We start from the raw sequence: 23,757 nt of genomic DNA, 5'->3' as shown, positions 1-23,757 counted from the left end.
TCGGCAAGTTGTTGGAGGGGGATGCGCAGAAAAATAATGCGCCTGGTCTGTAGGAGCTGCCGAAGGCTGCGAACCGATTTGTCTGACACAACGCTTTCGCAGCCTTCGGCAGCTCCTACAAGCCCTCATTTCAAATCATAAAATCGTACTGACGCTTATTCGCGCAAATCCGACTCATGAATCGGCTGGTCACGATGGGTGGCGCGCTGATACTGCGCAGGCCAGGTCGCCAGGCGTCCGCCCAGGTCGTCATCGGCATGCAGCGGCCAATAAGGGTCACGCAGCAACTCACGGGCCAGCAGGATGATGTCGGACTGGCCGGTACGCAGAATATGTTCGGCCTGGGCCGGCTCCGTGATCATGCCGACGGTGCCGGTGGCGATACCGGCTTCCTTGCGTACCCGTTCGGCAAAACGCGTCTGGTAGCCGGGGCCAACAGGGATTTCCGCGCTGGCCGACGTGCCGCCCGACGATACGTCGATCAGGTCCACGCCCAAGTCTTTCAGGCGTCGCGCCAACTCCACAGTCTCATCCGGATTCCAGCCGTCCTCGACCCAGTCAGTGGCCGAGACCCGGACAAACAACGGCAACTCTTCCGGCCAGATATCACGGATGGCCTGGGTCACTTGCAGGGTCAGGCGAATGCGGTTCTCGAACGAGCCGCCGTATTGGTCCTGGCGCTGGTTGCTGATCGGCGACAGGAACTGGTGCAGCAGGTAGCCATGGGCGGCGTGGACTTCCACCACCTTGAAACCCGCCGTCAGCGCCCGCTTGGCGGCGGTGACGAATGCCTCAATCACCTCTTGAATCTGGCTTTCGCTCAGCTGTACCGGCTTGGTGTAGGTCGGATCGAAGGCAATCGGTGACGGCGCCCACGGGATCCAGCCGCCTTCGCTTTCCGGCACGCTGCCATGCTTGCCCAGCCACGGCCGCCAGGTGCTGGCCTTGCGCCCGGCGTGGGCCAGCTGAATGCCAGCCACCGCACCCTGAGCAGTGATAAAGCGGGTGATGCGTTGCAGCGGCTCGATCTGTTCGTCGTTCCACAGCCCCAGGTCTTCCGGGGTGATGCGACCGTCCCGGGTCACTGCAGTGGCCTCGGTCATGATCAGACCCGCGCCGCCAACCGCACGACTACCGAGGTGGACCAGATGCCAGTCATTGGCCAGGCCATCGACGCTGGAGTACTGACACATCGGCGATACCGCAATGCGGTTGCGCAAGGTCAGCTGGCGAAAGGTGCAGGGTTCAAGCAGCAGGCTCATGGGGACCTCTCAGGCAAGGAAATCGGACTGTTCTGACATTATCTAGAGACTAGTCGACAATCCGATCCCCACCGGGGTTCCTGAGAGGCCTTGGCTTAGCGCGGGGCGATATGCACGACCATCAACTGCACCGTCTCATTGCCGCGAAATTCGTTGACGTCCAGCTTGTAGGCCAGCTCGACCCAGCGAATATTCGGATTGGGCCAGATATCACGGTCTACGCCAAAGGCTATGCCATCGAGCTTGAGGCTGCCGCATTCGCTCTTGAGCACCATCTTCAGGTGACGCTCGCCCACCACCCGCTGTTCGACCAGCTGGAATACGCCATGGAACAGCGGCTCGGGGAAGTGCTGGCCCCAGGGACCGGCATTGCGCAGGGCGCGGGCCAGTTCCAGGTGGAACTCTTCGACAGCCAGACTGCCATCGGAAAGCAGGCGACCGGTCAGGTCATCCTCGGCCAGATGCCGACGCACTTCTTCGTCGAAGGCCTGGGCAAATAGCGGGAAATTGGCCTCAGTCAGAGTCAGGCCGGCCGCCATGGCATGGCCGCCAAATTTGCTCATCAACGTCGGATGACGGGCATTGACGGCTTCCAGTGCGTCACGAATATGGAAACCCTGCACCGAACGGGCCGAGCCTTTGAGCAGGCCATCCCCGGCATCGGCAAAGGCGATGGTCGGGCGGTGATAACGCTCTTTGAGGCGCGAGGCGAGGATCCCGATCACGCCCTGATGCCAGTCGGCATCGAACAGGCAAAGGCCGAACGGCATCGACTCCAGCGGCAGGTCCTTGAGCTGCGCCAGGGCTTCGTGCTGCATGCCCTGCTCGATGCTCTTGCGGTCCTGGTTCATCCCATCCAGTTCCTGGGCCATCTCCCGGGCACTGACGGGATCGCTGCTGAGCAGGCATTCAATGCCCAGGCTCATATCGTCCAGACGCCCGGCCGCATTGAGTCGCGGGCCGATGATAAAACCGAGATCGGTGGACGTGATGCGCGACGCCTCGCGCTTGGCCACTTCCAGGATCGCCTTGATACCGGGGCGGGCGCGGCCGGCACGGATCCGCTCAAGGCCCTGATGGACCAGAATGCGGTTGTTGGCGTCCAGCGGCACCACGTCGGCAACACTGCCCAGGGCCACCAGGTCGAGCAATTCACCGATATTCGGCTGCGGCGTGCTGGCGTACCAGCCCATTTCGCGCAAACGTGCACGCAAGGCCATGAGCACGTAGAACATCACACCGACCCCGGCCAGGGCTTTGCTCGGGAACGGGCAACCAGGCTGGTTGGGATTGACGATGGCATCGGCCAGCGGCAGCTCGGCGCCGGGCAAGTGGTGATCGGTGACCAATACTCGCAGGCCCGCAGCCTTGGCCGCCGCCACGCCTTCGACGCTGGAGATGCCGTTGTCTACCGTCACCAGCAGCTGCGGCTTGCGTTCCAGCGCTACAGCGACGATTTCCGGCGTCAGACCGTAGCCGAACTTGAAGCGACTCGGCACCAGATAATCGACATGGGCCGCGCCCAGCAGGCGCAGGCCCAGCACGCCGACAGTACTGGCGGTGGCACCGTCGGCATCGAAATCGCCAACTATCAGGATGCGCTGGCGCTGCTCCAGCGCCGTCACCAGCAGGTCGACGGCAGCATCGATGCCTTTGAGTTGCTGAAAGGGAATCAGCCGCGCCAGGCTTTTATCCAGTTCGGCTTCACTGGCGACGCCACGGGCTGCGTACAAGCGCGTCAGCAGAGGTGGCAGATCGCCTAAAAATGGCAGGGTCGCCGGCAGGGCACGGGGTTCGATACGCATCGATCAGCCGCGCTCGCCCGCGAGCCATTGCAGCTGCACTTCATGCTGGCCGCGATCGTCGGTGACGAAAATGGTGCCTTCGCTGATCATCACATCCCACTTGATGACCCGTGGCATGTCCTTGGCCAGGGTTTCCAGAACTTCCTGGGGCACGGCGGCGATATTGACGTTTTTCAGGTTCTTGACCGCAGGAATCACCTTGCCTTCCCAGACCCGCAGGCTACCGTAAGCCAGCAGGCTGGTACGTTCAGTGCGACGCGAGCACCAGGTCAGGCGATCAGCATCCGGCTGACCGACTTCGATCCAGTGCAGGACGCGGTCATCCAGGCTTTTTTCCCACAGCGCGGGCTCGTCGACTTCCGACAGCCCACGGCCGAAGGACAATTGCTCGTTGTACCAGAAGGCATAAGCCAGCAGGCGCACGGTCATGCGTTCCTCGGTTTCCGAGGGATGACGAGCGATGGTCTGCTTGACGCTCTCGTAAACCCCGCGATCGAGGTCGGTGAGGTTCAATTCGAATTTGTAGGTCGTGGACGGCTGGGCCATGAACGGACTTCTGGAAGCGGAGAAAGGCGGCAAGTCTAACCGATGCCGAGGCGGCGAACGATAAAAGCACGCGGTCTGGCCGTGGCATACACCCCCTTGATGGCGGCAATCGCCCGCCCTTAAGGGCTTTCGGTAAAAAATCCACTGGCGCAAAGATGGGCGCATGCCCTTTAATTACCGACCGAAGTCTTAAAAGACTCATCCGTTTGACCCCCTTTGACCTCCATTCGGACTATCCGGGTAGCGACAGGGGTCTTCTTGCCGGGCGCTTGCCCTTCCTGCACGCAACATTTATCGGGGATGACATCAGCGAATGGTCGGACACGCCTCAAGAATTGCGCGCTCATGCATGAGCTCATTGCTATTGGGACTGGCCCTGTCCAGTGCCGCCAGCCCGAGCCAGGCCAAGGACACTCTGACTTGGCTGCTGCGTGATCTGCCACCGTCGACGATTTTTGCCGGACCTCTTGAGGGCAAGGGGGTCATCGATCAATTGATGCCGTTGCTGATCGCGAAAATGCCCGAATACGACCATGTGACAATGCGGGTCAATCGCGCCCGAGGCATGCAAATGCTGCAAGAAACGTCCCTGACCTGCGACCCGACCCTGATCTGGACTGCCGAACGGGCGAAAACCATTGCCTTTTCAATTCCCACCTATGCCGTGATCAGCAATGGTCTGATCGTGCGCAACGATGACATGGGCCTGTTCAACCCGTTCCTCAAGGAGGGGCATGTCGACCTCTCCGCCCTCCTGGCCAGTAAGACCGTAAAACTGGGAGTTGTTGCCGAGCGCAGCTATGGCGCGGTCATCGATCAGATCCTGCAGGGGGTCGAACCCGGCGATATCAATGCCCATTACGGCAACAATGCCATCGGCAGCCTGCTGCAAATGGAACGCATGGGCCGTCTGCAGGCGGTGATTGGCTTCTGGCCGGAAGCCCGCTATCTGGCGCAGCAGCAAGGGATGGCGCCCGAAGAATTCAACTTCCTGCCGATAAAAGGCGCCCCCAAGTATCAGTTCACTCACTTCGGCTGCTCCAATACGCCGCAAGGTCGCCAGGCGATCGAGATCATCAACCGGGAAATGCGTTCTCTGCGCCAGACCAGGCTGGTGGACCTGTACGCGCAATGGCTCGATGGCAACACCCGCAAGGAATACGAAGAAGACGCCAGACACTTCTACGACAAGCAGTAATGTTGTCTTTTCCTGTGGGACCGGCCAAATCGCAGACAAAAGAAACCCCGAGCAGCGGGGAGACTACTCGGGGTAAACCGCGGTCCATCCGGACCCGAACGACAGGCCACAATCACCGGAGCACAATGTTTGAACCTGCCGTACTTCATAGGAGTACCGCACGAACATAAGGTTCCCGGACGTTAAACAAAACCTGCCGAGGCAGTGAACGCACGGCTAGATGCGACGTGGCGCAGGGCGGCAATCATACTGGGTTCAAGACGTCCTTCAGCGATCATCAAATCCCGGTGAAATCCATCCACGACATCCGTCAGCAGACGCTTGTCATGCAACTGCTCGGCCGAGACAACGCGCTCGAGCACAACAGCGCCAGCGGCATCTTTCAGGGTAACCAGACGCTCGCCACGAGAACCGGCAGCGCCCAGGCTGGCGTGGTACGGGGTCAGCGCTTCGCTTAGCAACAAGCTGATATTTTCCATCTGGATCACCACTCAACAGTTTGAATGCAAAGGTGCTTATCAATGACCTTCGGCCAATGCAGAAAGTTCGTCGGCACCCTGTGCGGGTGTGTTGCGGCTACCCGAAGCTTCGAGCATGCCAGCGGAATGTGACAGGGAGAAAACGGCCAGCGAACCAGGCTTTGCAAGCGTGTACAGGGCAATGCGCCAGATAAACGGGCCAACGCGAAACTGTAGGAAAAATCGCGAATAATTATTCCCATGCCTTACAGCTCGTTCATCACATGCAGGCAATTACAGGTCGCGGGTTCATGTGCAATAGCAGCCACCAACCCGCTCAGGGACGTCCTCGACCATCTTGCCATGGAGCCATACAGTGAGTGCTCTTACCGATCAAACCTTGCGCATCATCCTGGCGGACGATCACCCTATTTTCCTGATCGGGCTGCGGGTCGTACTGGAACAGGACAGTCTCGCCCAGGTGGTGGCCCAGGCCGCCAGCCCCGACGAACTGCTGCAACTGCTGCACAACCGGGCGTGCGACGTGCTGGTTACCGACTTCATGATGCCGACCGAACAGCAAAACGACGGCCTGCGCCTGCTACAGCGCATTCGCCGGGACTTTCCCGAACTGCCCATAATAGTGGTCACTACCCTGAATAACGCCGCACTGTTTCGCACCATTCTGGAACTGGGGATTCAGGGGCTGCTCAGCAAGGCCAGCGTGGCCAGCGAACTGCCTGAGGCCATCAGCAACGTGCGCCGACAAGACACATACGTGGCCGACTCTGTTCGTCATACGCTGCTTGCGGCCGCAGACTATGGAACCGACGAGAATACGCCGGTGAACAAACTGTCGCCCCGGGAGTTGGAAGTGATGCGCATGCTGGCCAGCGGCAATTCCGTCATGGGCATCGCCACGCGCCTCAACCGCAGCAAGCAGACGGTCAGCGCCCAGAAGATCAGCGCCATGCGCAAGCTGGGGTTGGACAACGATGCCGCGCTGTTTCTTTATCTGCAGGAAAACGGGCTTTCCTGACAGGTTGCAGGCCTGCTTCGTTGTGCCCGGTCCGCGATCCATGCCTGCAAGTCCGTCGCGCACATCGGTCGGGCGATGAAATAACCCTGTACCGCCGGATCCCCCAGGCACAGCAGGGAATGGAAGTCATCCAGGGTCTCTACCCCCTCCACCACCACGTCCAGGGCCATGCGCCGGGCGATGAACATGGCGCCGGTCACCGCTGCGCACTTGCGCTCATCGTCAGCCATGCCACGGACAAATTCCGCCGGGATCTTCAGCTCCGAAAACGGCAATTGCAGCAGGCGCTGGATATTCGAAGCGCCAGTGCCGAAGTCATCGATGGATAACTTGCAACCCTGCATCCGCAGACGCAGCAGCCCCTCCAGTTGCCAGGCGGCCAGTTCATCGCCACCCCACTCGACGATTTCCAGGGTCAGCACCTCTGCGGGCAGGGCAAAACGGCTCAGCAGGTCAGACACCTGACTGGCGAAATCAGCCTGTTCCAGCAATGCCGGAGCGATATTGACCGCCACGGGCAGCGCTTCGCCCTGTCGCCGCATCTGCTCGGCGGACAATTGCAGAGCGCGCTCCATGATCCGCCAGGTCAGCGCCTGCAGCAGGTCCGCCTGCTCTATCGCAGCCATGAAATTGCCAGGGGTCAACAGCCCATGGCGCGGATGCTGCCAGCGTGCCAAGGCCTCGACACCGAGCAATCGGCCATTGAGGCTGACCTTGGGCTGAAAGTGGGCAATCCATTGCCCGGCGAGATGCTGTGGGTCCATGTCACCGCACAGGGTCGCGTAACTGAAGGATTGGCGCAGCGACGGCAGCCGAGTGATGCAGGAAGACGGCGGTCGTTCGTCATACCGGCGCAGCAATTCACCCAAGACCATGGCCGATGCCGGCTTGGGCACGCAGCCCAGCACCTCGACTCCCCGCTTGCGCGCCAGTCGTGCGACGGCGTCCAACACACTGCGCTCAATGCCACTGACGAGGATTAACGCCCGAGCGGCCTGTCTTTGCGCCAAATGAGCGATGAAGGCGATGCCATCGGGACCCTCCATCTGTACATCGCAGATGGCGATATCCACCTCGCCTCGTCGCTCCAAAGCCTCACAGGCATCGGCGACAGAGGCGGCCACCCGCACATCGAAAATCTGGTTGGCATTGAGCATCTGATGCAGGGCCATCAGCTGGAAAGGGTTGTCTTCGAGAATCAAAACCTTGAGCGCGTGCATAGCCTGGCCTCCACATCACGAAACCTGCACTCTAGCGGTACCGCCAGCCCCGCCACATAGGACAAGTCTTAAAGTACGAAACCGGCCAACTGGTTTGCGATATCGGCCCGCAACCGATCAATCGACAACTCCAGCTCCGGCCAGTGTGCCGTGAGATCCTGAGCCCCCTGCGCGCGTATCCGGCCAGTCCACTGCGCGCAGACTCTGGCCAGGGGTGCAGCATTGATCAGACAGGCTGCGCCCTTGAGACGGTGCAGCGAAGCCTCCAGCGCGCTCAGATCCTGCCGGGCGACCGCCGCGCGCATGGCGTCCCTTTCTTCGAGCAGATTCTTGTCCAGCTCTTGCAACAGGCGCTGCATCTGCTCTTCATTGGCCCGGGTCATCCGCCGCAGTGTCCCCACTTCGAAGCTCGACTCCTTGAAACGTTGCGCCAGCAGGCTCGACAACCGCGTCAGCGACACCGGCTTGACCAACACGTCGTCCATGCCCGCCTGGGCGCAGCGCGAACCCTCCTCCAACGTGGCATTGGCGGTACAACCGATGATCATGCCCGGACGACGCTGCTCCCGGCGTTCCAGACGACGCAGAGTTTCGGCAAGTACATAGCCGCTCATACCCGGCATATTGCAGTCGGTGATGACCCCGTCGAAGCTGTCGTCGCGCCAATACTGCAAGGCCGCCTCGCCGTGTTCCGCGCACACCACGTCGTGGCCGAGAAACTCCAGTTGCCGGGCCAGGACCAGACGGCTGGCGGACAGATCGTCCACCACCAACAGGCGTAAACGCAGCTCGGCGGCGGCTATCGGCTCTTCGTCAGGCTCCGGGCGGGCCGACTGGGTAGTACTGCGCACCAACGGCAATTCGAGACTGACCCGAGTACCGCTGCCTTCGATACTGCTCAGGGCAATCCGCCCCTCCATCAGCTCGACCAGTTGCTTGCAGATGCTCAGGCCCAGGCCGCTGCCGCCATAGCGCGCAGCGGTCTCGCCACTGCCCTGGATAAATGGCTCGAACAGATGCGGTTGTTGCTCCGCCGGAATGCCCGCTCCAGTGTCTTCGACAGATATCCGCACAAGGGCCTTGTCGGAGGCGGACTCAAGCGCCTCGACGCGAATCACCACCGATCCCCGGGCAGTGAATTTCAAGGCATTGCCAAGCAGGTTGTGCAGCACCTGACGCAGGCGTAGCGGGTCCAGCCAGTAATCGCCTTCAGCCTCGGCGGCGAATAGCAGTTGCAGCTCCAGCCCTGACTGTCGGGCGCGACCGTCGAACAACTGCCGGATACTCTCCAGTAGTGGTCGCAATGGCGTGACGGCGGGCGCCAGTTGCATGCTGCCCGATTCGATCCTGGCAAGGTCAAGACTGTCGCCGATCAGCGCGATCAGTTCCCTTGCCGAGCGATAGGCTACGTCCAGCCCTTCGCTGAGGGTTTCGCCCCGTTGCAGTGCCTGTTCACGCTCCAGTTCCAGCAAACCGATGATGGCGTTCATCGGTGTGCGAATCTCGTGACTCATGCTTGCCAGGAATGCACTCTTGGCTTCATTGGCCTGATCCGCATGGGCGCGTGCCTGCTCCAGCTGCGCCTGCAGGCGTTTGCGCTCGGTAATGTCGATCCAGCCACCCAACAGCCCCTGCAGTTGCCCGTCGGCGCGGAAGAACGGCACGGTCCATTGCCAGACGTCGACTTGCCGGTCCAGCAGCTTGAGACGGCGATCGGCAAACACCGGCGCTGGCGACCGGGTTTGCAGCAGCGTCATGTGATCCCCGTGCAGGACCTCGGCGCTTTCGCGCGGGATCAGGTTGATATCGATCAGGCGTCGGCCCCTCATTTGCGCGAAACACAGGCCAAAGCTTTCCTCGTAACTGCGATTGCAGGACAGCAGACGGCCCTGCAGGTCTCGGACGTAGATCGGAATGGGGATGCCGTCGAGCAACGCGTGCTTGAACGCCAGTTGATCGTTGAGCTGCTCTTCGGCTTTGCGCCGCTGACGTATCTGCACCTTCAGGCGACTGCTCCAGATCAGCGAAACCAGACCCGACAGCAGCGCCAGCACGACTGTCCAATGGACCCATTGGGGAATTCGCTGCCATAACGACGGGGCTGGAATCAACGCGCCGCTGAGCCACTTCACGCGAATCGCGCGCATCTCGGCCACGGGAAACTCTTCCAGCGCTTTGTTGAGGATGCTCAGCAGCTCAGGATGGGATTTCACCACGGAGAAACGATCCGGCGACCACAGCCCCTCTACCTGCCGCCCGACCCTGAGCTTGCCTGGTGGAAACAGATGAGCTCCGGCTTCATTCTGGATAGTTACCTGCGCCTTGCCTTCGCTGACCATTCTGCGCGCATCGTCGTAAGTGGCGACGGACAACAGACGAATACCCGGGTATTCGCGCCGGATCAACTCTTCCAGCGCATGCCGGGCGGGCAGCGCCAGGGTCAGGCCATTGAGTTCCTGCAGCCTGTCTGGCGAAGGTGAATCTTCCCTGACGACAAACATCCAACTGTTGCCGCCAAACGAATAGGTGAAGTTGAGAAACCGTTTGCGCTCGACATTTTCCGCCAGGGACGTATTCATGTCGGCCTCGCCGGCCTGCAGCGTTCTGATGGTGGCCAGAGTCGAAGGGCTTTCCTTGAAAACGAACTGCAGACCGGTCAGGCGCGAGACCCGGGCCAGCACCTCGACGTTCAGGCCGATCCATTGATCGTTCTTGTCGCGATAGATGTAAGGCGGATGTTGCGCAGCGACAACAGTGACTATCGGGTGCCGGGTAATCCAGTGCTGCTCGGACCGGCTGAGGGTGATGCGCTGGCCGGTTACGTCAGAGCCGAGGCCGAGGGTCCAGCGGCCGAGAATTTCCCGGCTCACCGATGGCTCGATACTACCCAGAGCCGTATCGATAAGGCGCAACAGTCGTTGATCATTCTGGCGCGTAGCGAAAGCGAACCCTACGGCTGGCAGGGCACTCTCGAATTTGATCTGCAGGTCCAGATAGGGCCGCAAGGCCAGGTATGAACGCACGATGAGTTCATTGCCAACGAAGGCATCGACCTCGCCCTGGCCGACCGCCTCCAGGGCACTGAACAGGTTGGGCGCCAGAACGATTTCGCTGTCGGGATAAGCCTTGTGCAGTGTCCCGGCATCGGCATAACCATCCAGTACCGACACACGATTACCCCGCAGGTCAGGCATCATCCGGGTGTCTCTGCCACGGCCGACGACCACCGAACGGTCGGGCATGTACTCGACAGAAAAGCCCAGCTTGTCTACACCACGTTCGAAGCCGTTGGCGCTGGTGAGAATATCGATGCGGCCATCGTGCAGATCACTGACGGCGTCCTCACGCTGAACAAAGCCGACAACCGTGACGGGTATGCCCAATCGGCTGCTGATCAGGCTCAGGTAGTCGGCGCTGATGCCCTGATAGCGATTCTGGTCGCTGGTGATATCGATGGGTTCGTAATCGGCGATGGCGATGCCTACCCGCAGTTTCTCGCGCCGGTCAAGCCATTGCCGGTCCTCGGCCTCGAGCGGCAATGGCGCCACCGTGACGAAGGGCGGCGGCAGGCCGAAAGGCAGGCTCTCGGCAGCCACGGCCCATTGTCCGCCGAGCAACAAAAGACATAAAAACAGGACAGGAGCAGAGGCGCCATACGCGAGCCAGAAACGGGCTCGGAGGCAGGTTTGTTTCACAGCCACAGACAATCCACATGAGTTCTTGAACCCGCAAAGTGTGGCACGCAGAAAGCAGAAGGCCCGCCAAGTGGCGGGCCCTAAGTTGTTACACAACGATACCGTTAGAGCGGCTTACCGCGATTGCCGTGCTGACTGACGAAGGCCTGTATGGCTTTCAGGTCATTGGGCAGAACGGTGCAACGTTCTTCACGCTCGAACAAATCAGACAAATGTGCAGGCAGCTCAAGCGCTTTTCCTACACCCGCCTTCTCCACAGCCTCAGGGAACTTGACCGGGTGCGCCGTCCCCAACACCACCATCGGGGTGTCCAGGCTGCGTCGGCAGGCGCGTGCGGCCTTGACGCCAATGGCGGTATGCGGGTCAAGCACTTCGCCAGTGGCGGCAAAGACTTCGGCGATGGTTTCACAGGTCTGCTCATCGCTGACAGCCAGGGAATCGAACAGCTTGCGGGTTTCGTTCCAGCGATCGTCTTCGACGCTGAAACCGCCACCTTGCTTGAAGGTGTCCATCAGACCGGCAATGGCGGCACCGTTACGACCGTGCATGTCAAACAGCAGGCGCTCGAAGTTCGACGAAACCATGATGTCCATGGACGGCGACAGCGTGGCGTGCAGGGTTTCCTTGACGTACTGATTGCCGCTCATGAAGCGGTGCAGGATGTCGTTGCGGTTGGTGGCGACAATCAACTGGTTGATCGGCAGGCCCATGTTCCGCGCCAGGTAACCGGCGAAGATATCGCCGAAGTTGCCGGTCGGCACCGAGAACGCTACTGAGCGCGCCGGGCCGCCCAACTGCAGGGCTGCATGGAAGTAGTAGACGATCTGGGCCATGATCCGCGCCCAGTTGATCGAGTTGACCGCGACCAGACGGGTACCCTTGAGGAAGCCCTGATCGGCGAAGCTGTTCTTGACCATTTCCTGGCAGTCGTCGAAGTTACCTTCCACCGCGATGTTATGAATGTTTTCGCCGAAGATGGTCGTCATTTGCCGACGCTGAACTTCCGAGACACGGTTGTTCGGGTGCAGGATGAAGATGTCGACGTTGTCGCAACGACGGCAACCTTCGATGGCCGCCGAGCCGGTATCCCCGGAGGTGGCGCCGATGATGACGACGCGCTCGCCACGCTTGGCCAGGACATAATCCAGCAGGCGCCCCAGCAGCTGCAGGGCAAAGTCCTTGAACGCCAGGGTCGGGCCGTGGAACAGCTCCAGCACCCACTCATTGCCATTGAGCTGACGCAACGGCGCCACGGCGCTATGGGCGAATACGCCGTAGGTTTCCTCAAGAATCTTCTTGAAGTCGGCATCGGGAATGCTGCCGGTCACGAATGGGCGCATGACCCGGAAAGCCAGTTCGTGATACGGCAGGCCGGCCCAGGAGGCGATTTCTTCCTGAGTGAAGCGTGGCAGGTTTTCCGGAACATACAGACCACCGTCACTGGCCAGGCCAGCGAGCAACACGTCTTCGAAATTCAGGGCTGGCGCCTGGCCGCGAGTACTGATGTAACGCATGGGAAGCAAACCTTTGGTTTGAGCTGAAAGCTTCAAGCGGCAAGCGGCAAGCAGAGCGCGATCGGCTTCTGACTTGCAGCTTGTGGCTAATAGCTTGCAGCTGAATTAATTAAGATGTTCGACGCGAATCCGAACCACCGGCCCGACGACGTCCTGCAAGGCTTCCAGCGCCTTGATGGCATCGTTCATACGCTGCTCCAGCACACGGTGCGTGAGCAGGATCATTGGAACCAGGCCGTCATGTTCTTCGACTTCTTTCTGCATGATCGATTCGATATTGATCCCGCGCTCCGACAGGATGCTGGCCACCTGGGCCAGCACGCCCGGGTGGTCCTTGCCCTGGATGCGCAGGTAATAGGCGCTTTCGCAGGCCTCGATGGGCAGAATCGGGTGGGCCGACAGGCTGTCCGGCTGAAACGCCAGGTGCGGCACGCGATTCTCCGGGTCGCAGGTCATGGCACGAACCACGTCCACCAGGTCAGCGATGACCGACGAAGCCGTCGGCTCCATACCGGCACCGGCGCCGTAGAACAGGGTCGAACCGGCGGCGTCGCCGTTGACCATCACGGCGTTCATCACGCCATTGACGTTGGCGATCAGGCGGTCGGCCGGGATCAGGGTCGGATGGACCCGCAACTCGATACCCGAAGCAGTGCTGCGCGCCACGCCCAGGTGCTTGATGCGATAGCCCAGGGCTTCGGCGTAGTTGACGTCAGCCGTGGTCAGCTTGGTGATGCCTTCGGTGTAGGCCTTGTCGAATTGCAGCGGGATACCGAACGCGATCGAAGCCAGGATAGTCAGCTTGTGCGCGGCGTCGATGCCTTCGACGTCGAAGGTCGGATCGGCTTCGGCATAACCCAGGGCCTGGGCCTCGGCGAGTACGTCAGGGAAGGTACGGCCCTTCTCGCGCATCTCGGTAAGGATGAAGTTACCGGTGCCATTGATGATCCCGGCGACCCAATTGATACGGTTGGCCGACAGACCCTCACGGATGGCCTTGATTACCGGAATACCACCGGCAACCGCAGCTTCGAACGCAACGATCACGCCCTTCTCCCGGGCCTTGGCGAAGATTTCGTTGCCGTGCACGGCGATCAGCGCCTTGTTGGCGGTGACCACATGCTTGCCGTTTTCAATGGCCTTGAGCACCAGCTCACGGGCCACGGTGTAGCCACCGATCAGCTCGATGACGATATCGATTTCGGGGTTGCTGGCGACCGCGAACACATCGGTCGTAGTCGGTGTACCGGTAATCTGGCAATTGGGGTTGGGTGTGCGAACGGCAATTTGCGCCACTTCGATTCCACGCCCGGCACGGCGGGCAATCTCCTCGGCGTTGCGCTGAAGAACGTTGAAGGTACCGCCACCGACAGTACCCAGCCCACAGATGCCTACTTTGACCGGTTTCACTATGAACTCCCCGTAAAACGACCGGCGTGGGGCCGGCCGTGGAAAACAGCCGCATAAATGCATGCGGCTCTCTGAATGGTTTATTTGGCGGCCAGGGCCAGCTTGGCGACTTGCGGTGCCGGCTGATAACCCGGAATCAGCTGACCGTCAGCCAGCACGATGGCAGGCGTGCCATTGACGCCGATCGACTGGCCCATGGCAAATTGCTTGGTCACTGGATTGGCGCACTTTGGCGCTTCGATGTTCTTGCCGTCGACCATGCGGTTCATGGCGTCCTTGCGATCCTTGGAGCACCAGACCGCCTGCAACTGTTCGTCACCCGGCGAGCCAAGGCCCTGGCGCGGGAAGGCCACGTAGCGTACTTCGATGCCCAGCTTGTTCAGCGCGGGCACTTCGGCGTGCAGCTTGTGGCAGTAAGGGCAGGTGGTGTCGGTAAACACGGTGATATGGGATTTGGTCTCGCCAATGGCCGGGTAGACCACCATCTCGGCAGTCGGGATGCCGTTAATGGTTTTAGAGATGGCCAGGCGCTCAGTCTTCTCGGTCAGGTTGACCGGCTTGCCGCCCTGGATCTGATAGAGGTTGCCCTGCATCACGAACTGGCCGTCGGCGCTGGCATAAAGTACGCGGCCGCCCTGCAGCTTGACTTCATACAGGCCGTTCAGCGGGCTGCTCGAAATGCTGTCCACTGGCAGTTCCAGCTCGAGCGAGGCCAGGGTCTTGCGAATGGCCTGCTCAGCGGCGGCATCAGCCTGGGCGAACATACTGAAGCTGCTGGTCAGCACTACGGCGGCGGCAGCGATAATCCGGGTCACGCGCATGAAAAATCCTCGGGCGGTGGGCAGTGGGGTGGCTCTGAAAACAGGGATGGCCAGCCGCAATCTGCGAAACCGGCAAAGCCTATCACATAAGGTCCGTGAGGCCGAAAGAACGGATGCTCCTTTACCCTCGCGGGTGATGTTTGGCATGCATTTCCTGCAACCTGGCCCGAGCCACATGGGTATAGATCTGCGTGGTCGACAGATCGCTATGCCCCAGCAGCATTTGTACCACCCGCAGATCGGCGCCATGGTTAAGCAGATGGGTGGCAAAGGCGTGGCGCAAGGTGTGGGGTGACAAGGCAGCACTGATGCCCGCCACTTTCGCCTGATGCTTGATGCGGTGCCAGAAGGTCTGCCGGGTCATCTGCTCGCCGCGCTGACTGGGAAACAGCACATCGCTGGGGCGACCGTTCAGCAGCTCGCTGCGACCGTCGCGCAGATAGCGCTCGACCCAGACAATCGCCTCCTCACCCATGGGTACCAACCGCTCCTTGCTGCCTTTGCCCATGACCCGCAACACGCCCTGGCGAAGATTGACTTGATCCAGGGTCAGGCTGATCAATTCGGTGACCCGCAGGCCGCAGGCGTACAGCACTTCGAGCATGGCACGGTCACGCTGGCCGATGGACTCACTCAGGTCAGGCGCAGCCAACAGCGCCTCCACGTCGGCCTCCGACAGAGACTTGGGCAATGGCCGACCCAGTTGCGGCATATCGACCTGCAAGGTGGGGTCGATAGCGATCAGCTTTTCCCGCAGCAGATAGCGATAGAAGCCACGTACGCCAGAGAGGAAACGCGCAGTAGAGCGAGGCTTATAGGCATTGTCGAGGCGCCAGCCAAGGTGATCAAGAATGGCATCGCGGCTGACAGCGACCAACTCGATGCCACGCTCCTGTAACCAGCCATTGAATAGCGCCAGGTCGCTGCGGTAGGAATCGCGAGTGTTATCCGAGAGGCCTTTCTCCAGCCAGAGTGCGTCGAGGAATTGGTCTATCAGGGGGTGATCGATGGCGGGCATGGTTGATTCGAGGGTTTGCAGAGAAAGCGGGGAGGATACCGCATCCACAAAAACCCCGTCCTCGTCGGAGCGAGGCTTGCCCGTGAACAGGCCGGTACATCCGACAGATTTTCTGAGGGCAAAATATCGTATTCGCGGGCAAGCCTCGCTCCAACGAACCTGTTTCAAAGGCAACAAAAAAGGCAGCCCGCAGGCTGCCTTCTTTTGCATCGGAAGCTGGACTTAAGCCAGTTTTTCCTTGATGCGAGCTGCTTTACCGGACAGGTCACGCAGGTAGTACAGTTTGGCCTTGCGAACGTCGCCGCGACGTTTCACAGCCAGGCTGTCGATTTGCGGGCTGTAGGTCTGGAAAGTACGCTCTACGCCAACACCGTTGGAGATTTTACGAACAGTGAAAGCACTGTTCACGCCACGGTTACGCTTGGCAATTACTACGCCTTCGAACGCCTGCAGACGTGCGCGGTCGCCTTCCTTCACTTTCACCTGAACGACAATAGTGTCGCCCGGGGCAAAGGTAGGGATCTCTTTGGTCATCTGCTCTGCTTCGAGTGCAAGAATGATTTTGTTAGTCATGCTGTGCTCCTAAGGTAATCCGTCTGGATCAACCATCGATACGTTAACTATCGTCCCGCTCGCGGATGTATTCCGCCAGCAGCTTCTTCTCTTCTCCAGAAAGCGAGCGGCTTTCCAGAAGATCGGCGCGTCGTTCAAAGGTCCTTCCAAGGGACTGCTGTAAACGCCAACGCCGGATGTGTGCGTGGTTGCCACTCAGCAACACGTCGGGAACACGCTGATCCGCATACACCTCCGGTCGGGTGTAATGCGGGCAATCCAGCAGACCATCCGTGAAGGAATCTTCCTCCGCGGAATCCACATGCCCTAAAGCTCCAGGCAGCAGTCGCGTAACCGCATCGATCAGTACCATTGCCGGCAACTCGCCACCGGACAGTACGTAGTCACCAATCGACCACTCTTCATCGACATGAGCATCAATAAAACGCTCGTCAATGCCTTCATAGCGACCTGCGATCAGGATAAGTGCTTCTTCCTTCGCCAGTTCGCGTACCGCAGACTGATCCAGCTTGCGGCCTTGTGGCGACAGGTAAATCACCTTCGCCGCTTCCCCCGCTGCCTGCCTGGCCGAAACCAGAGCATCCTCCAGGGGCTTGATCTTCATCACCATGCCCGGACCACCGCCAAACGGGCGATCGTCCACAGTGTGATGTCGATCCGTTGTGTAGTCCCGCGGATTCCAACAAGTCAGCTGCAACAGCCCTTGTTTCACCGCACGACTGGTAATCCCGTATTCACTGATGGCAGAAAACATCTCGGGAAACAGACTGATCACTTCTATGCGCAGGCTAGCCATGGCTTAGAAGTCCGCGTCCCATTCCACCTTCATCTCGCCAGCACCCAGGTCGACGGCCAACACGCATTGCTCGGTATAGGGCAACAGGCGTTCGCGATCATCCAGACTGCCCGCGCAGGGCTTTACCACCATGACATCGTTCGAGCCGGTTTCGAGAAGATGATCGATTTTCCCGAGCAGTTGCCCGAGTTGGTCGATGACCTTCAGACCTACGAGCTGGTACCAGTAGTACTCGCCGTCGGTCAGATCAGGGAACAGGTTACGCGGCACGCAGATCTCATAACCGGACAGAAGACGAGCTTCCTCGCGATCATCGAGACCCTTGAGCTTTGTGACCAGGAACTTGCCTTGCAAGCGTCCGCTGACCAGCTCTGCCTGTTTTACGCTCCCCTCGCGCCGAAGCGTCCAGTTCGTGTAGTCCAACAGGTTTCCAATTGGATCAGTAAAGGAGTACACCTTCACTTCGCCGCGAACGCCATGTACTGAATAGATCTTGCCGATAACGATCAAATCGTCGGCAGAGGCTGGCGTCGCGTTCATATTGCTCAGGCCGCAGCCTTAGCGTTTTCCTTGAGCAGCTGTGCAACGCGCTCGGAAGTTTGTGCACCAACGCTCAACCAGTAGTTGAGGCGCTCTTGGTTCACGGACAGACGGATTTCCTGACCACGGGCAACCGGGTTGAAGAAACCGATTTGCTCTTTGTGCGAACCGTCACGCGCATTGCGGCTGTCGGTTACGGTCAGGTGGTAGAACGGGCGCTTTTTAGAGCCGCCCAGGGCAAGACGAATAGTTAGCATTGAACATCGTTCCTGTAGTCGGTGCTGCAAATCTAAGATGCACAGCGGGCATGGGTGCCCGAAAGGCCGCATATTCTAAGGAATATCCAGACTTTTGCAAATGACTTTTTCCGGCGCCTATCGGCATGCCATCCAGATCTGCTATGGAGCCGTCGATTAAAACGGCAGATAAAAGCCCGCCGGAGCGGGCCTGCCGGAGATTGCTCTCCGGATGAACGGTGCGCAGACGAGGCCGCGCACCACTCAATTACATTTTTGGCATGCCGCCGCCGGGCATCATTCCGCCCAGGCCACGCATCATTTTGGCCATTCCGCCTTTGGCGGAGAACTTCTTCATCATCTTCTGCATCTGCTTGTGCTGCTTGATCAGACGCCCGATATCCTGCACCTGGGTGCCGGAGCCCATAGCGATACGACGCTTGCGCGAACCGCTGATCAGGTCCGGGTCACGACGCTCGGCCGGGGTCATCGAGTTGATGATGGCTTCCATCTGCTTGAACTGCTTCTCGGCCGCGCCCTGGGCATTGCCCATCTGCGCCAGATTCACACCGCCCATGTTCGGCAGCTTGTCCATCAGGCCGCCGAGGCCGCCCATGTTCTTCATCTGTTGCAGTTGGTCGCGGAAGTCTTCGAGATCGAAGCCTTTGCCTTTCTTGAGCTTCTTCGCCAGTTTGTCGGCTTTCTCCTTATCGAGGCCTTGTTCGGCCTGCTCGATAAGGCTGAGCACGTCGCCCATGCCGAGGATGCGCGAGGCGATACGGTCCGGGTGGAAAGGCTCGAGGGCGTCGCTCTTCTCGCCCATACCGATGAACTTGATCGGCTTGCCGGTAATCGCCCGCACCGACAGCGCCGCACCACCGCGGGCGTCACCGTCGACCTTGGTCAGGATCACACCGGTCAGGGGCAGTGCGTCACCGAAGGCCTTGGCCGTGTTGGCGGCGTCCTGGCCGGTCATGGCGTCGACCACGAACAGCGTCTCGGCCGGTTTGACCGCAGCGTGCAGCGCCTGGATCTCGCCCATCATCTCGGCGTCGATGTGCAGACGACCGGCGGTGTCGAGGATCACGACATCAATGAACTTGAGTCTGGCTTCCTTGATTGCCGCGTTCGCAATATCCACCGGCTTCTGGCTGATATCGGACGGGAAGAAGGTCACGCCAATGTCGCTGGCCAGGGTTTCCAGCTGTTTGATCGCCGCAGGGCGGTAGACGTCGGCCGAAACCACCATGACGGTTTTCTTTTTGCGCTCTTTGAGGAAGCGCGCCAGCTTGCCGGCAGTCGTGGTTTTACCCGCACCCTGCAGGCCGGCCATGAGAATCACGGCAGGCGGAGTAACGTTGAGGGTCAACTCTTCGTTGGCCACCCCCATCATCTCTTCCAGTTCGGCCTGGACGATCTTCACGAACGCCTGGCCCGGAGTCAGGCTGCGCGACACCTCGGTGCCTACCGCACGTTCCTTGACCTTGTTGACGAAGTCCTTGACCACCGGCAGGGCGACGTCGGCCTCCAGCAGCGCCATCCGCACTTCACGCAGGGTGTCTTTGATGTTGTCTTCAGTCAGCTTGGCCTTGCCGGTGACATGGCGCAGCGTCTGCGAGAGACGGTCAGTTAGATTTTCAAACATGCGCGATCCTTTCAGGTTCTCGAAGAACCCCGGTTGATGCGGCCCGGCCCGTGAAAAATGGCGCTCGGCGAGCCTGCGGCTTGAGCAGGTCGCGGATTATAGCGAAGACTCTGCGCGGCGGACACCATCGGTCTTTCGTGCAGCGCCGGTTCTATGCCAAACTCAGCGCCTTTCGGGCCCGTCCATCAGGATCTATGTTCCCTCTACCACCCAGTCTGCTCCCCAGCATCGCCGCCGCCATCCTTTATGCCGCTGCGACTATTTATCAGGTCATGCGCCTGCGTCAGGCCATCAAGGTCGACAAACGCCTGCTGGGCCTGCTCGGCACGCTCGCAGTCATTGCTCACGCCTTCGGCCTGTTCACGCAGTTGGTGCGCCCCATCGGCATGGGCCTGGACTTTTTCAGTGCATCGAGCCTGATCGCCCTGGCAGTGATTTCGGTAACCCTGATCGCCTGCCTGCGCATCCCGGTGGAAAATCTGCTGGTCCTGTTGTTCCCCCTGGGCTTCGCCACTGTGCTGTTTTCCCAGTTCGCCCCCACCGGCACCGTACAGACCATCGTCGAAGAGCCCGGCATTCTCAGCCATATCCTGCTGTCGATCCTGGCCTACGGCATGTTCACCATCGCCGTGTTCCAGGCTTTGCTGTTGCTGGTACAGGATCACCGCCTCAAGCATAAGCATCCGGCTGGCCTGATCAAAAACTTCCCGCCGCTGCAAACGATGGAAAGCCTGCTGTTCGGTTTTCTCTGGGCCGGCTGGATCCTGCTGTCGCTGTCACTGATTTCCGGCTGGCTGTTTGTCGAGAATCTGTTTGCCCAACATCTGGTACACAAGACGCTGCTGGCCTGCCTGGCGTGGATCGTGTTCAGTGTGCTGTTATGGGGCCGCACTCGCCTTGGCTGGCGTGGGCACAAGGCCATCCGCTGGACCCTGGGCGGCTTCCTCCTGCTGATGCTGGCCTACTTCGGCAGCAAGCTGGTACGTGAATTCATCCTGCACATCTGACGGGCGTTGATTATGGATAATTTGCCCATCGCTCCATTGCTTGGAGTGCTGGCCCTGCTGGCGCTCTGGTCAGGGCTGCTGACTGCCGTCGAAATCGCCCACTATCGGCTCAAGTTCCGGCAAAACCCCAGCCGCCCGGCATCTGTCGTACATCCGGAACCGGCCTTCGAGCTGAACAGCCTGATTCTGGGCAACACCCTGATCAAAGTGCTGATCACCGTGATCATCACCCTGCTGGCGCTCAACCAGTGGTTCTACAACGGCGCCACCGTGGCGTGGCTCGGCACTACCGCCCTGCTGTTGATCTTCGTCGAGCTGATTCCTCGCCGCCTGGCTGCGCGCTACCCAGCAGGCGTGGTACTACTGGGCAATGCCGTACTGCGCCTGCCGATGAAGCTGCTGTGGCCACTGACCTGGCTGTTCAACTGCATCGCCCGCAGCCTGTTGCGTCCGTTTCTGCCGCGCCAGGTGGCACCCGGCGAGCCACAGGACGAAGACGAGCCAATACCCCGGTCACATCATGATGGCGTCATGGACCACCATCCCGGTCGTGCCCACGTCCTGTCCGGTATTCATGCCCTGGACAGCTTCACGGTCAATGACATCCTGGTCCCGCGCAACGACGTTGACGGCATCAACCTGGACGACAGCATCGAGCAGATCATCGACCGCCTGATGATCTCCCGCCATACCCGCCTGCCGGTCTATCACAACGACATCAACCAGGTGCAGGGCGTGCTCAATACGCGGCAGATCAGCCATCTGCTGCCCAAGCGCGAACTGACCAAGGAAACCTTGCTGGCCTCCTGTTATGAACCTTATTTCGTCCCGGAAAGCACGCCCCTGCAATTGCAGTTGCTGAACTTCCATAAGCAACAGCGCCGCCTGGGCGTGGTAGTGGACGAATACGGTGAAGTACAGGGCATCGTCAGCCTGGAAGACATTCTCGAAGAGATCGTCGGCGAATTCGAAAGCGAGCATTCCCTGGATAACCCGCACATCCACCCTCAGGCCGACGGCCGCCTGGTGGTGGACGGCGCCGCTTCGATCCGCGAGCTGAACAAGAGCCTGGGCTGGCACCTGCCCTCCGATGGCCCCAAGACCATCAACGGCCTGATTACCGAAGCCCTGGAAACCATTCCGGACAGCTCGGTCTGCCTGAAGATCGGCCCATATCGCCTGGAAATCCTGCAAACCGAAGACAATCGGGTGACGCGGGTGATGATGTGGCAGAAATCCATGGTCCGCCCTGTCAATTGACGGGCCACGGCTCTTGTTCTGGGTACGCCGCCCTTCCTATAATCGCCGACAGCTTACCCAGCCCCGCCGATCCGCGTGCTACCCGCACTGAACGTGATCCGGCCAGTCACCAGCCAATCGTTTCCTGGCGTCCGCTCACACCCTGAGCGCGAACCGACGCCCTCGGCCCTGATCCGGGCCAACCTGATCGCGCTGTAACCAGAATAATTAACCATTGCCGCAGTGACCCGTCCCTCGACGAGCGCTGACAGGCAAGACGACTGTCAGGGATATCCGCATGACCAGCACCTCCGCCTTGGGTGAGCATAACGAGCAGGCCGCTCCGGCCAACTCTGCCGCGCGCGTCGCCACCGCCAGCTTTATCGGCACGGCCATCGAGTTCTACGATTTCTACGTCTACGCCACCGCCGCCGCACTGGTGATCGGACCGGTGTTCTTTCCACAGACTTCCAGCACCGCACAGATGCTGTCGGCTTTTCTGACCTTCGGCATCGCCTTTCTCGCCCGTCCGCTGGGCTCGGCACTGTTCGGCCACTTCGGCGATCGCATCGGCCGTAAATCGACCCTGGTAGCCTCGCTGCTGCTGATGGGGATCTGCACCACATTGATCGGCGTGTTGCCGGGCTACGCGCAGATTGGTTCATGGGCGCCGATCCTGCTCTGCGTGCTGCGCTTCGGCCAGGGCCTGGGGTTGGGCGGCGAATGGGGCGGTGCTGCGCTGCTCGCCACGGAGAATGCGCCCAAGGGCAAGCGCGCCTGGTTCGGCATGTTCCCGCAACTGGGGCCGTCCATCGGCTTCCTGGCGGCCAACGGCCTGTTCCTGACCCTGGCCATGACCCTGACAGACGAGCAGTTCCGCAGTTGGGGCTGGCGCATTCCATTCCTGCTCAGCGCCGTACTGGTGGTGATCGGGCTGTATGTGCGGCTCAAACTTGAAGAAACGCCGATTTTCGCCAAGGCCATTGCCCGTCACGAACGTCTGAAAATGCCCATCGCCGAACTGTTCGCCCAGTACTGGGCGCCAATGCTGCTGGGTGCAGCCTCGATGGTGGTGTGCTACGCGCTGTTCTACATCTCCACGGTGTTTTCCCTGAGCTATGGGGTCAAGAGCCTGGGGTACAGCCGCGAGACCTTCCTCGCCATGCTGTGCTTCGCGGTGCTGTTCATGGCCGCCGCCACCCCGCTGTCGGCCTGGGCCAGCGATCGTTTCGGACGCAAGCCGGTGCTGATCATCGGTGGCGTACTGGCGATTCTCTCCGGCTTCCTCATGGAGCCCCTGCTGACCCACGGCACGACCGGGGCCGTAACACTGTTCCTGAGCATCGAGCTGTTTCTGATGGGCGTGACCTTCGCGCCGATGGGCGCCCTGCTGCCTGAATTGTTCCCGACCCGCGTGCGTTACACCGGCGCGTCGGCGGCTTACAACATCGGCGGCATTGTCGGCGCATCGGTGGCACCGTTCTTCGCCCAGCAACTGGTGGAAATGGGTGGCTTGAGCTGGGTGGGCGGTTATGTCTCGGTAGCCGCACTGATCAGCCTGATCGCCGTACTGTGCCTGAAGGAAACCCGTCACACGGATCTGGATACGATCGCCTGATCGTTAAAGATTTCCTGTGAAAAAGGCTTTGGCCGGAAATACCCTTTCCTGGCTAAAGCCGATCCACGCAAGCCCTTTGCCCCTCCCCTGCGACTCGCGCACCGGGCTTGCAACATC

General features: G+C 60.3%; 20 protein-coding genes. 5 read left to right on the top strand and 15 right to left on the bottom strand.

Annotation, left to right across the window (positions count from 1 at the left end):
- Window positions 1-155: 155 nt before the first annotated feature.
- The 3 genes from ACCD02_RS08330 to ACCD02_RS08320 all read right to left on the bottom strand — a co-directional run bounded on the left by ACCD02_RS08330 (window position 156) and on the right by ACCD02_RS08320 (window position 3,613).
- Window positions 156-1,262, bottom strand: coding sequence for an NADH:flavin oxidoreductase/NADH oxidase (locus ACCD02_RS08330; protein WP_413300258.1), 1,107 nt, complete (start codon window positions 1,260-1,262; stop codon window positions 156-158).
- A 95-nt stretch (window positions 1,263-1,357) separates the two neighbouring features.
- A complete protein-coding gene (recJ, locus tag ACCD02_RS08325; protein ID WP_413300256.1) occupies window positions 1,358-3,067 on the bottom strand; it encodes a single-stranded-DNA-specific exonuclease RecJ in 1,710 nt (569 codons plus the stop codon).
- A gap of 3 nt (window positions 3,068-3,070) precedes the next feature.
- Window positions 3,071-3,613 (bottom strand): YaeQ family protein, encoded by a 543-nt coding sequence (locus ACCD02_RS08320; RefSeq protein ID WP_413300254.1) that lies wholly within the window; start codon window positions 3,611-3,613, stop codon window positions 3,071-3,073.
- Window positions 3,614-3,962: 349 nt separating this feature from the next.
- Here ACCD02_RS08320 and ACCD02_RS08315 point away from each other — a divergent pair, with 349 nt between their 5' ends.
- Window positions 3,963-4,811, top strand: coding sequence for a TIGR02285 family protein (locus ACCD02_RS08315; RefSeq protein WP_413300252.1), 849 nt, complete (start codon window positions 3,963-3,965; stop codon window positions 4,809-4,811).
- A 182-nt stretch (window positions 4,812-4,993) separates the two neighbouring features.
- Here ACCD02_RS08315 and ACCD02_RS08310 read toward each other — a convergent pair whose 3' ends face one another.
- Window positions 4,994-5,290: a DUF3509 domain-containing protein gene (locus tag ACCD02_RS08310; protein WP_413300250.1), complete on the bottom strand. Its 297-nt coding sequence runs from the start codon at window positions 5,288-5,290 to the stop codon at window positions 4,994-4,996.
- A gap of 355 nt (window positions 5,291-5,645) precedes the next feature.
- On the opposite strand from ACCD02_RS08310, the gene ACCD02_RS08305 reads away from it, so the two are divergent.
- Window positions 5,646-6,308 carry a response regulator gene (locus ACCD02_RS08305; protein WP_413300248.1) on the top strand — a complete coding sequence of 221 codons (663 nt, stop codon included), beginning with the start codon at window positions 5,646-5,648 and terminating at the stop codon, window positions 6,306-6,308.
- Here ACCD02_RS08305 and ACCD02_RS08300 read toward each other — a convergent pair.
- From ACCD02_RS08300 to ffh, 11 genes are all read right to left on the bottom strand, one after another.
- On the bottom strand, window positions 6,281-7,528 hold the full coding sequence (locus ACCD02_RS08300; protein ID WP_413300246.1) for an EAL domain-containing protein: 1,248 nt from the start codon (window positions 7,526-7,528) through the stop codon (window positions 6,281-6,283). The two genes, ACCD02_RS08305 and ACCD02_RS08300, sit on opposite strands and share 28 nt — an antisense overlap.
- A 68-nt stretch (window positions 7,529-7,596) precedes the next feature.
- Entirely contained in the window at window positions 7,597-11,163 is a 3,567-nt protein-coding gene (locus tag ACCD02_RS08295) for an ATP-binding protein (RefSeq protein WP_413300286.1), read from the bottom strand.
- A 164-nt stretch (window positions 11,164-11,327) separates the two neighbouring features.
- Window positions 11,328-12,737 (bottom strand): threonine synthase, encoded by a 1,410-nt coding sequence (thrC, locus tag ACCD02_RS08290; RefSeq protein WP_413300244.1) that lies wholly within the window; start codon window positions 12,735-12,737, stop codon window positions 11,328-11,330.
- 105 nt (window positions 12,738-12,842) lie between these two features.
- Complete coding sequence (locus ACCD02_RS08285) at window positions 12,843-14,147, bottom strand: homoserine dehydrogenase (protein WP_413300242.1); 1,305 nt, start codon at window positions 14,145-14,147, stop codon at window positions 12,843-12,845.
- Between the two features lie 80 nt (window positions 14,148-14,227).
- Window positions 14,228-14,968: a bifunctional protein-disulfide isomerase/oxidoreductase DsbC gene (gene dsbC / locus ACCD02_RS08280; protein ID WP_413300240.1), complete on the bottom strand. Its 741-nt coding sequence runs from the start codon at window positions 14,966-14,968 to the stop codon at window positions 14,228-14,230.
- Window positions 14,969-15,089: 121 nt separating this feature from the next.
- Window positions 15,090-15,986, bottom strand: coding sequence for a site-specific tyrosine recombinase XerD (xerD, locus tag ACCD02_RS08275; protein WP_413300238.1), 897 nt, complete (start codon window positions 15,984-15,986; stop codon window positions 15,090-15,092).
- A gap of 222 nt (window positions 15,987-16,208) precedes the next feature.
- Window positions 16,209-16,559 carry a 50S ribosomal protein L19 gene (gene rplS, locus ACCD02_RS08270; protein WP_259105837.1) on the bottom strand — a complete coding sequence of 117 codons (351 nt, stop codon included), beginning with the start codon at window positions 16,557-16,559 and terminating at the stop codon, window positions 16,209-16,211.
- Between the two features lie 43 nt (window positions 16,560-16,602).
- A complete protein-coding gene (gene trmD, locus ACCD02_RS08265) occupies window positions 16,603-17,355 on the bottom strand; it encodes a tRNA (guanosine(37)-N1)-methyltransferase TrmD (protein ID WP_413300235.1) in 753 nt (250 codons plus the stop codon).
- Between the two features lie 3 nt (window positions 17,356-17,358).
- On the bottom strand, window positions 17,359-17,895 hold the full coding sequence (gene rimM, locus ACCD02_RS08260) for a ribosome maturation factor RimM (RefSeq protein WP_413300233.1): 537 nt from the start codon (window positions 17,893-17,895) through the stop codon (window positions 17,359-17,361).
- A gap of 5 nt (window positions 17,896-17,900) precedes the next feature.
- Window positions 17,901-18,152 (bottom strand): 30S ribosomal protein S16, encoded by a 252-nt coding sequence (gene rpsP, locus ACCD02_RS08255; RefSeq protein WP_259105840.1) that lies wholly within the window; start codon window positions 18,150-18,152, stop codon window positions 17,901-17,903.
- A gap of 247 nt (window positions 18,153-18,399) precedes the next feature.
- Window positions 18,400-19,776 carry a signal recognition particle protein gene (ffh, locus tag ACCD02_RS08250; RefSeq protein ID WP_413300231.1) on the bottom strand — a complete coding sequence of 459 codons (1,377 nt, stop codon included), beginning with the start codon at window positions 19,774-19,776 and terminating at the stop codon, window positions 18,400-18,402.
- Window positions 19,777-19,970: 194 nt separating this feature from the next.
- Between ffh and ACCD02_RS08245 the strand changes: the two genes are divergently transcribed.
- The 3 genes from ACCD02_RS08245 (at window position 19,971) to ACCD02_RS08235 (ending at window position 23,640) form a co-directional block, all read left to right on the top strand.
- A complete protein-coding gene (locus ACCD02_RS08245) occupies window positions 19,971-20,783 on the top strand; it encodes an inner membrane protein YpjD (protein WP_413300229.1) in 813 nt (270 codons plus the stop codon).
- Window positions 20,784-20,795: 12 nt separating this feature from the next.
- Entirely contained in the window at window positions 20,796-22,043 is a 1,248-nt protein-coding gene (locus ACCD02_RS08240; protein ID WP_413300227.1) for an HlyC/CorC family transporter, read from the top strand.
- A gap of 277 nt (window positions 22,044-22,320) precedes the next feature.
- Window positions 22,321-23,640, top strand: a complete 1,320-nt coding sequence (locus ACCD02_RS08235) for an MFS transporter (protein ID WP_413300225.1) — start codon at window positions 22,321-22,323, stop codon at window positions 23,638-23,640.
- Window positions 23,641-23,757 lie beyond the last annotated feature (117 nt).

It is taken from the genome of Pseudomonas sp. Pseusp88 (assembly GCF_047303955.1).
Classification (GTDB): Bacteria; Pseudomonadota; Gammaproteobacteria; order Pseudomonadales; family Pseudomonadaceae; genus Aquipseudomonas.
Note: the sequence above shows the minus strand (reverse complement) of the source record. Positions and strands in the feature narration are given on the sequence as shown.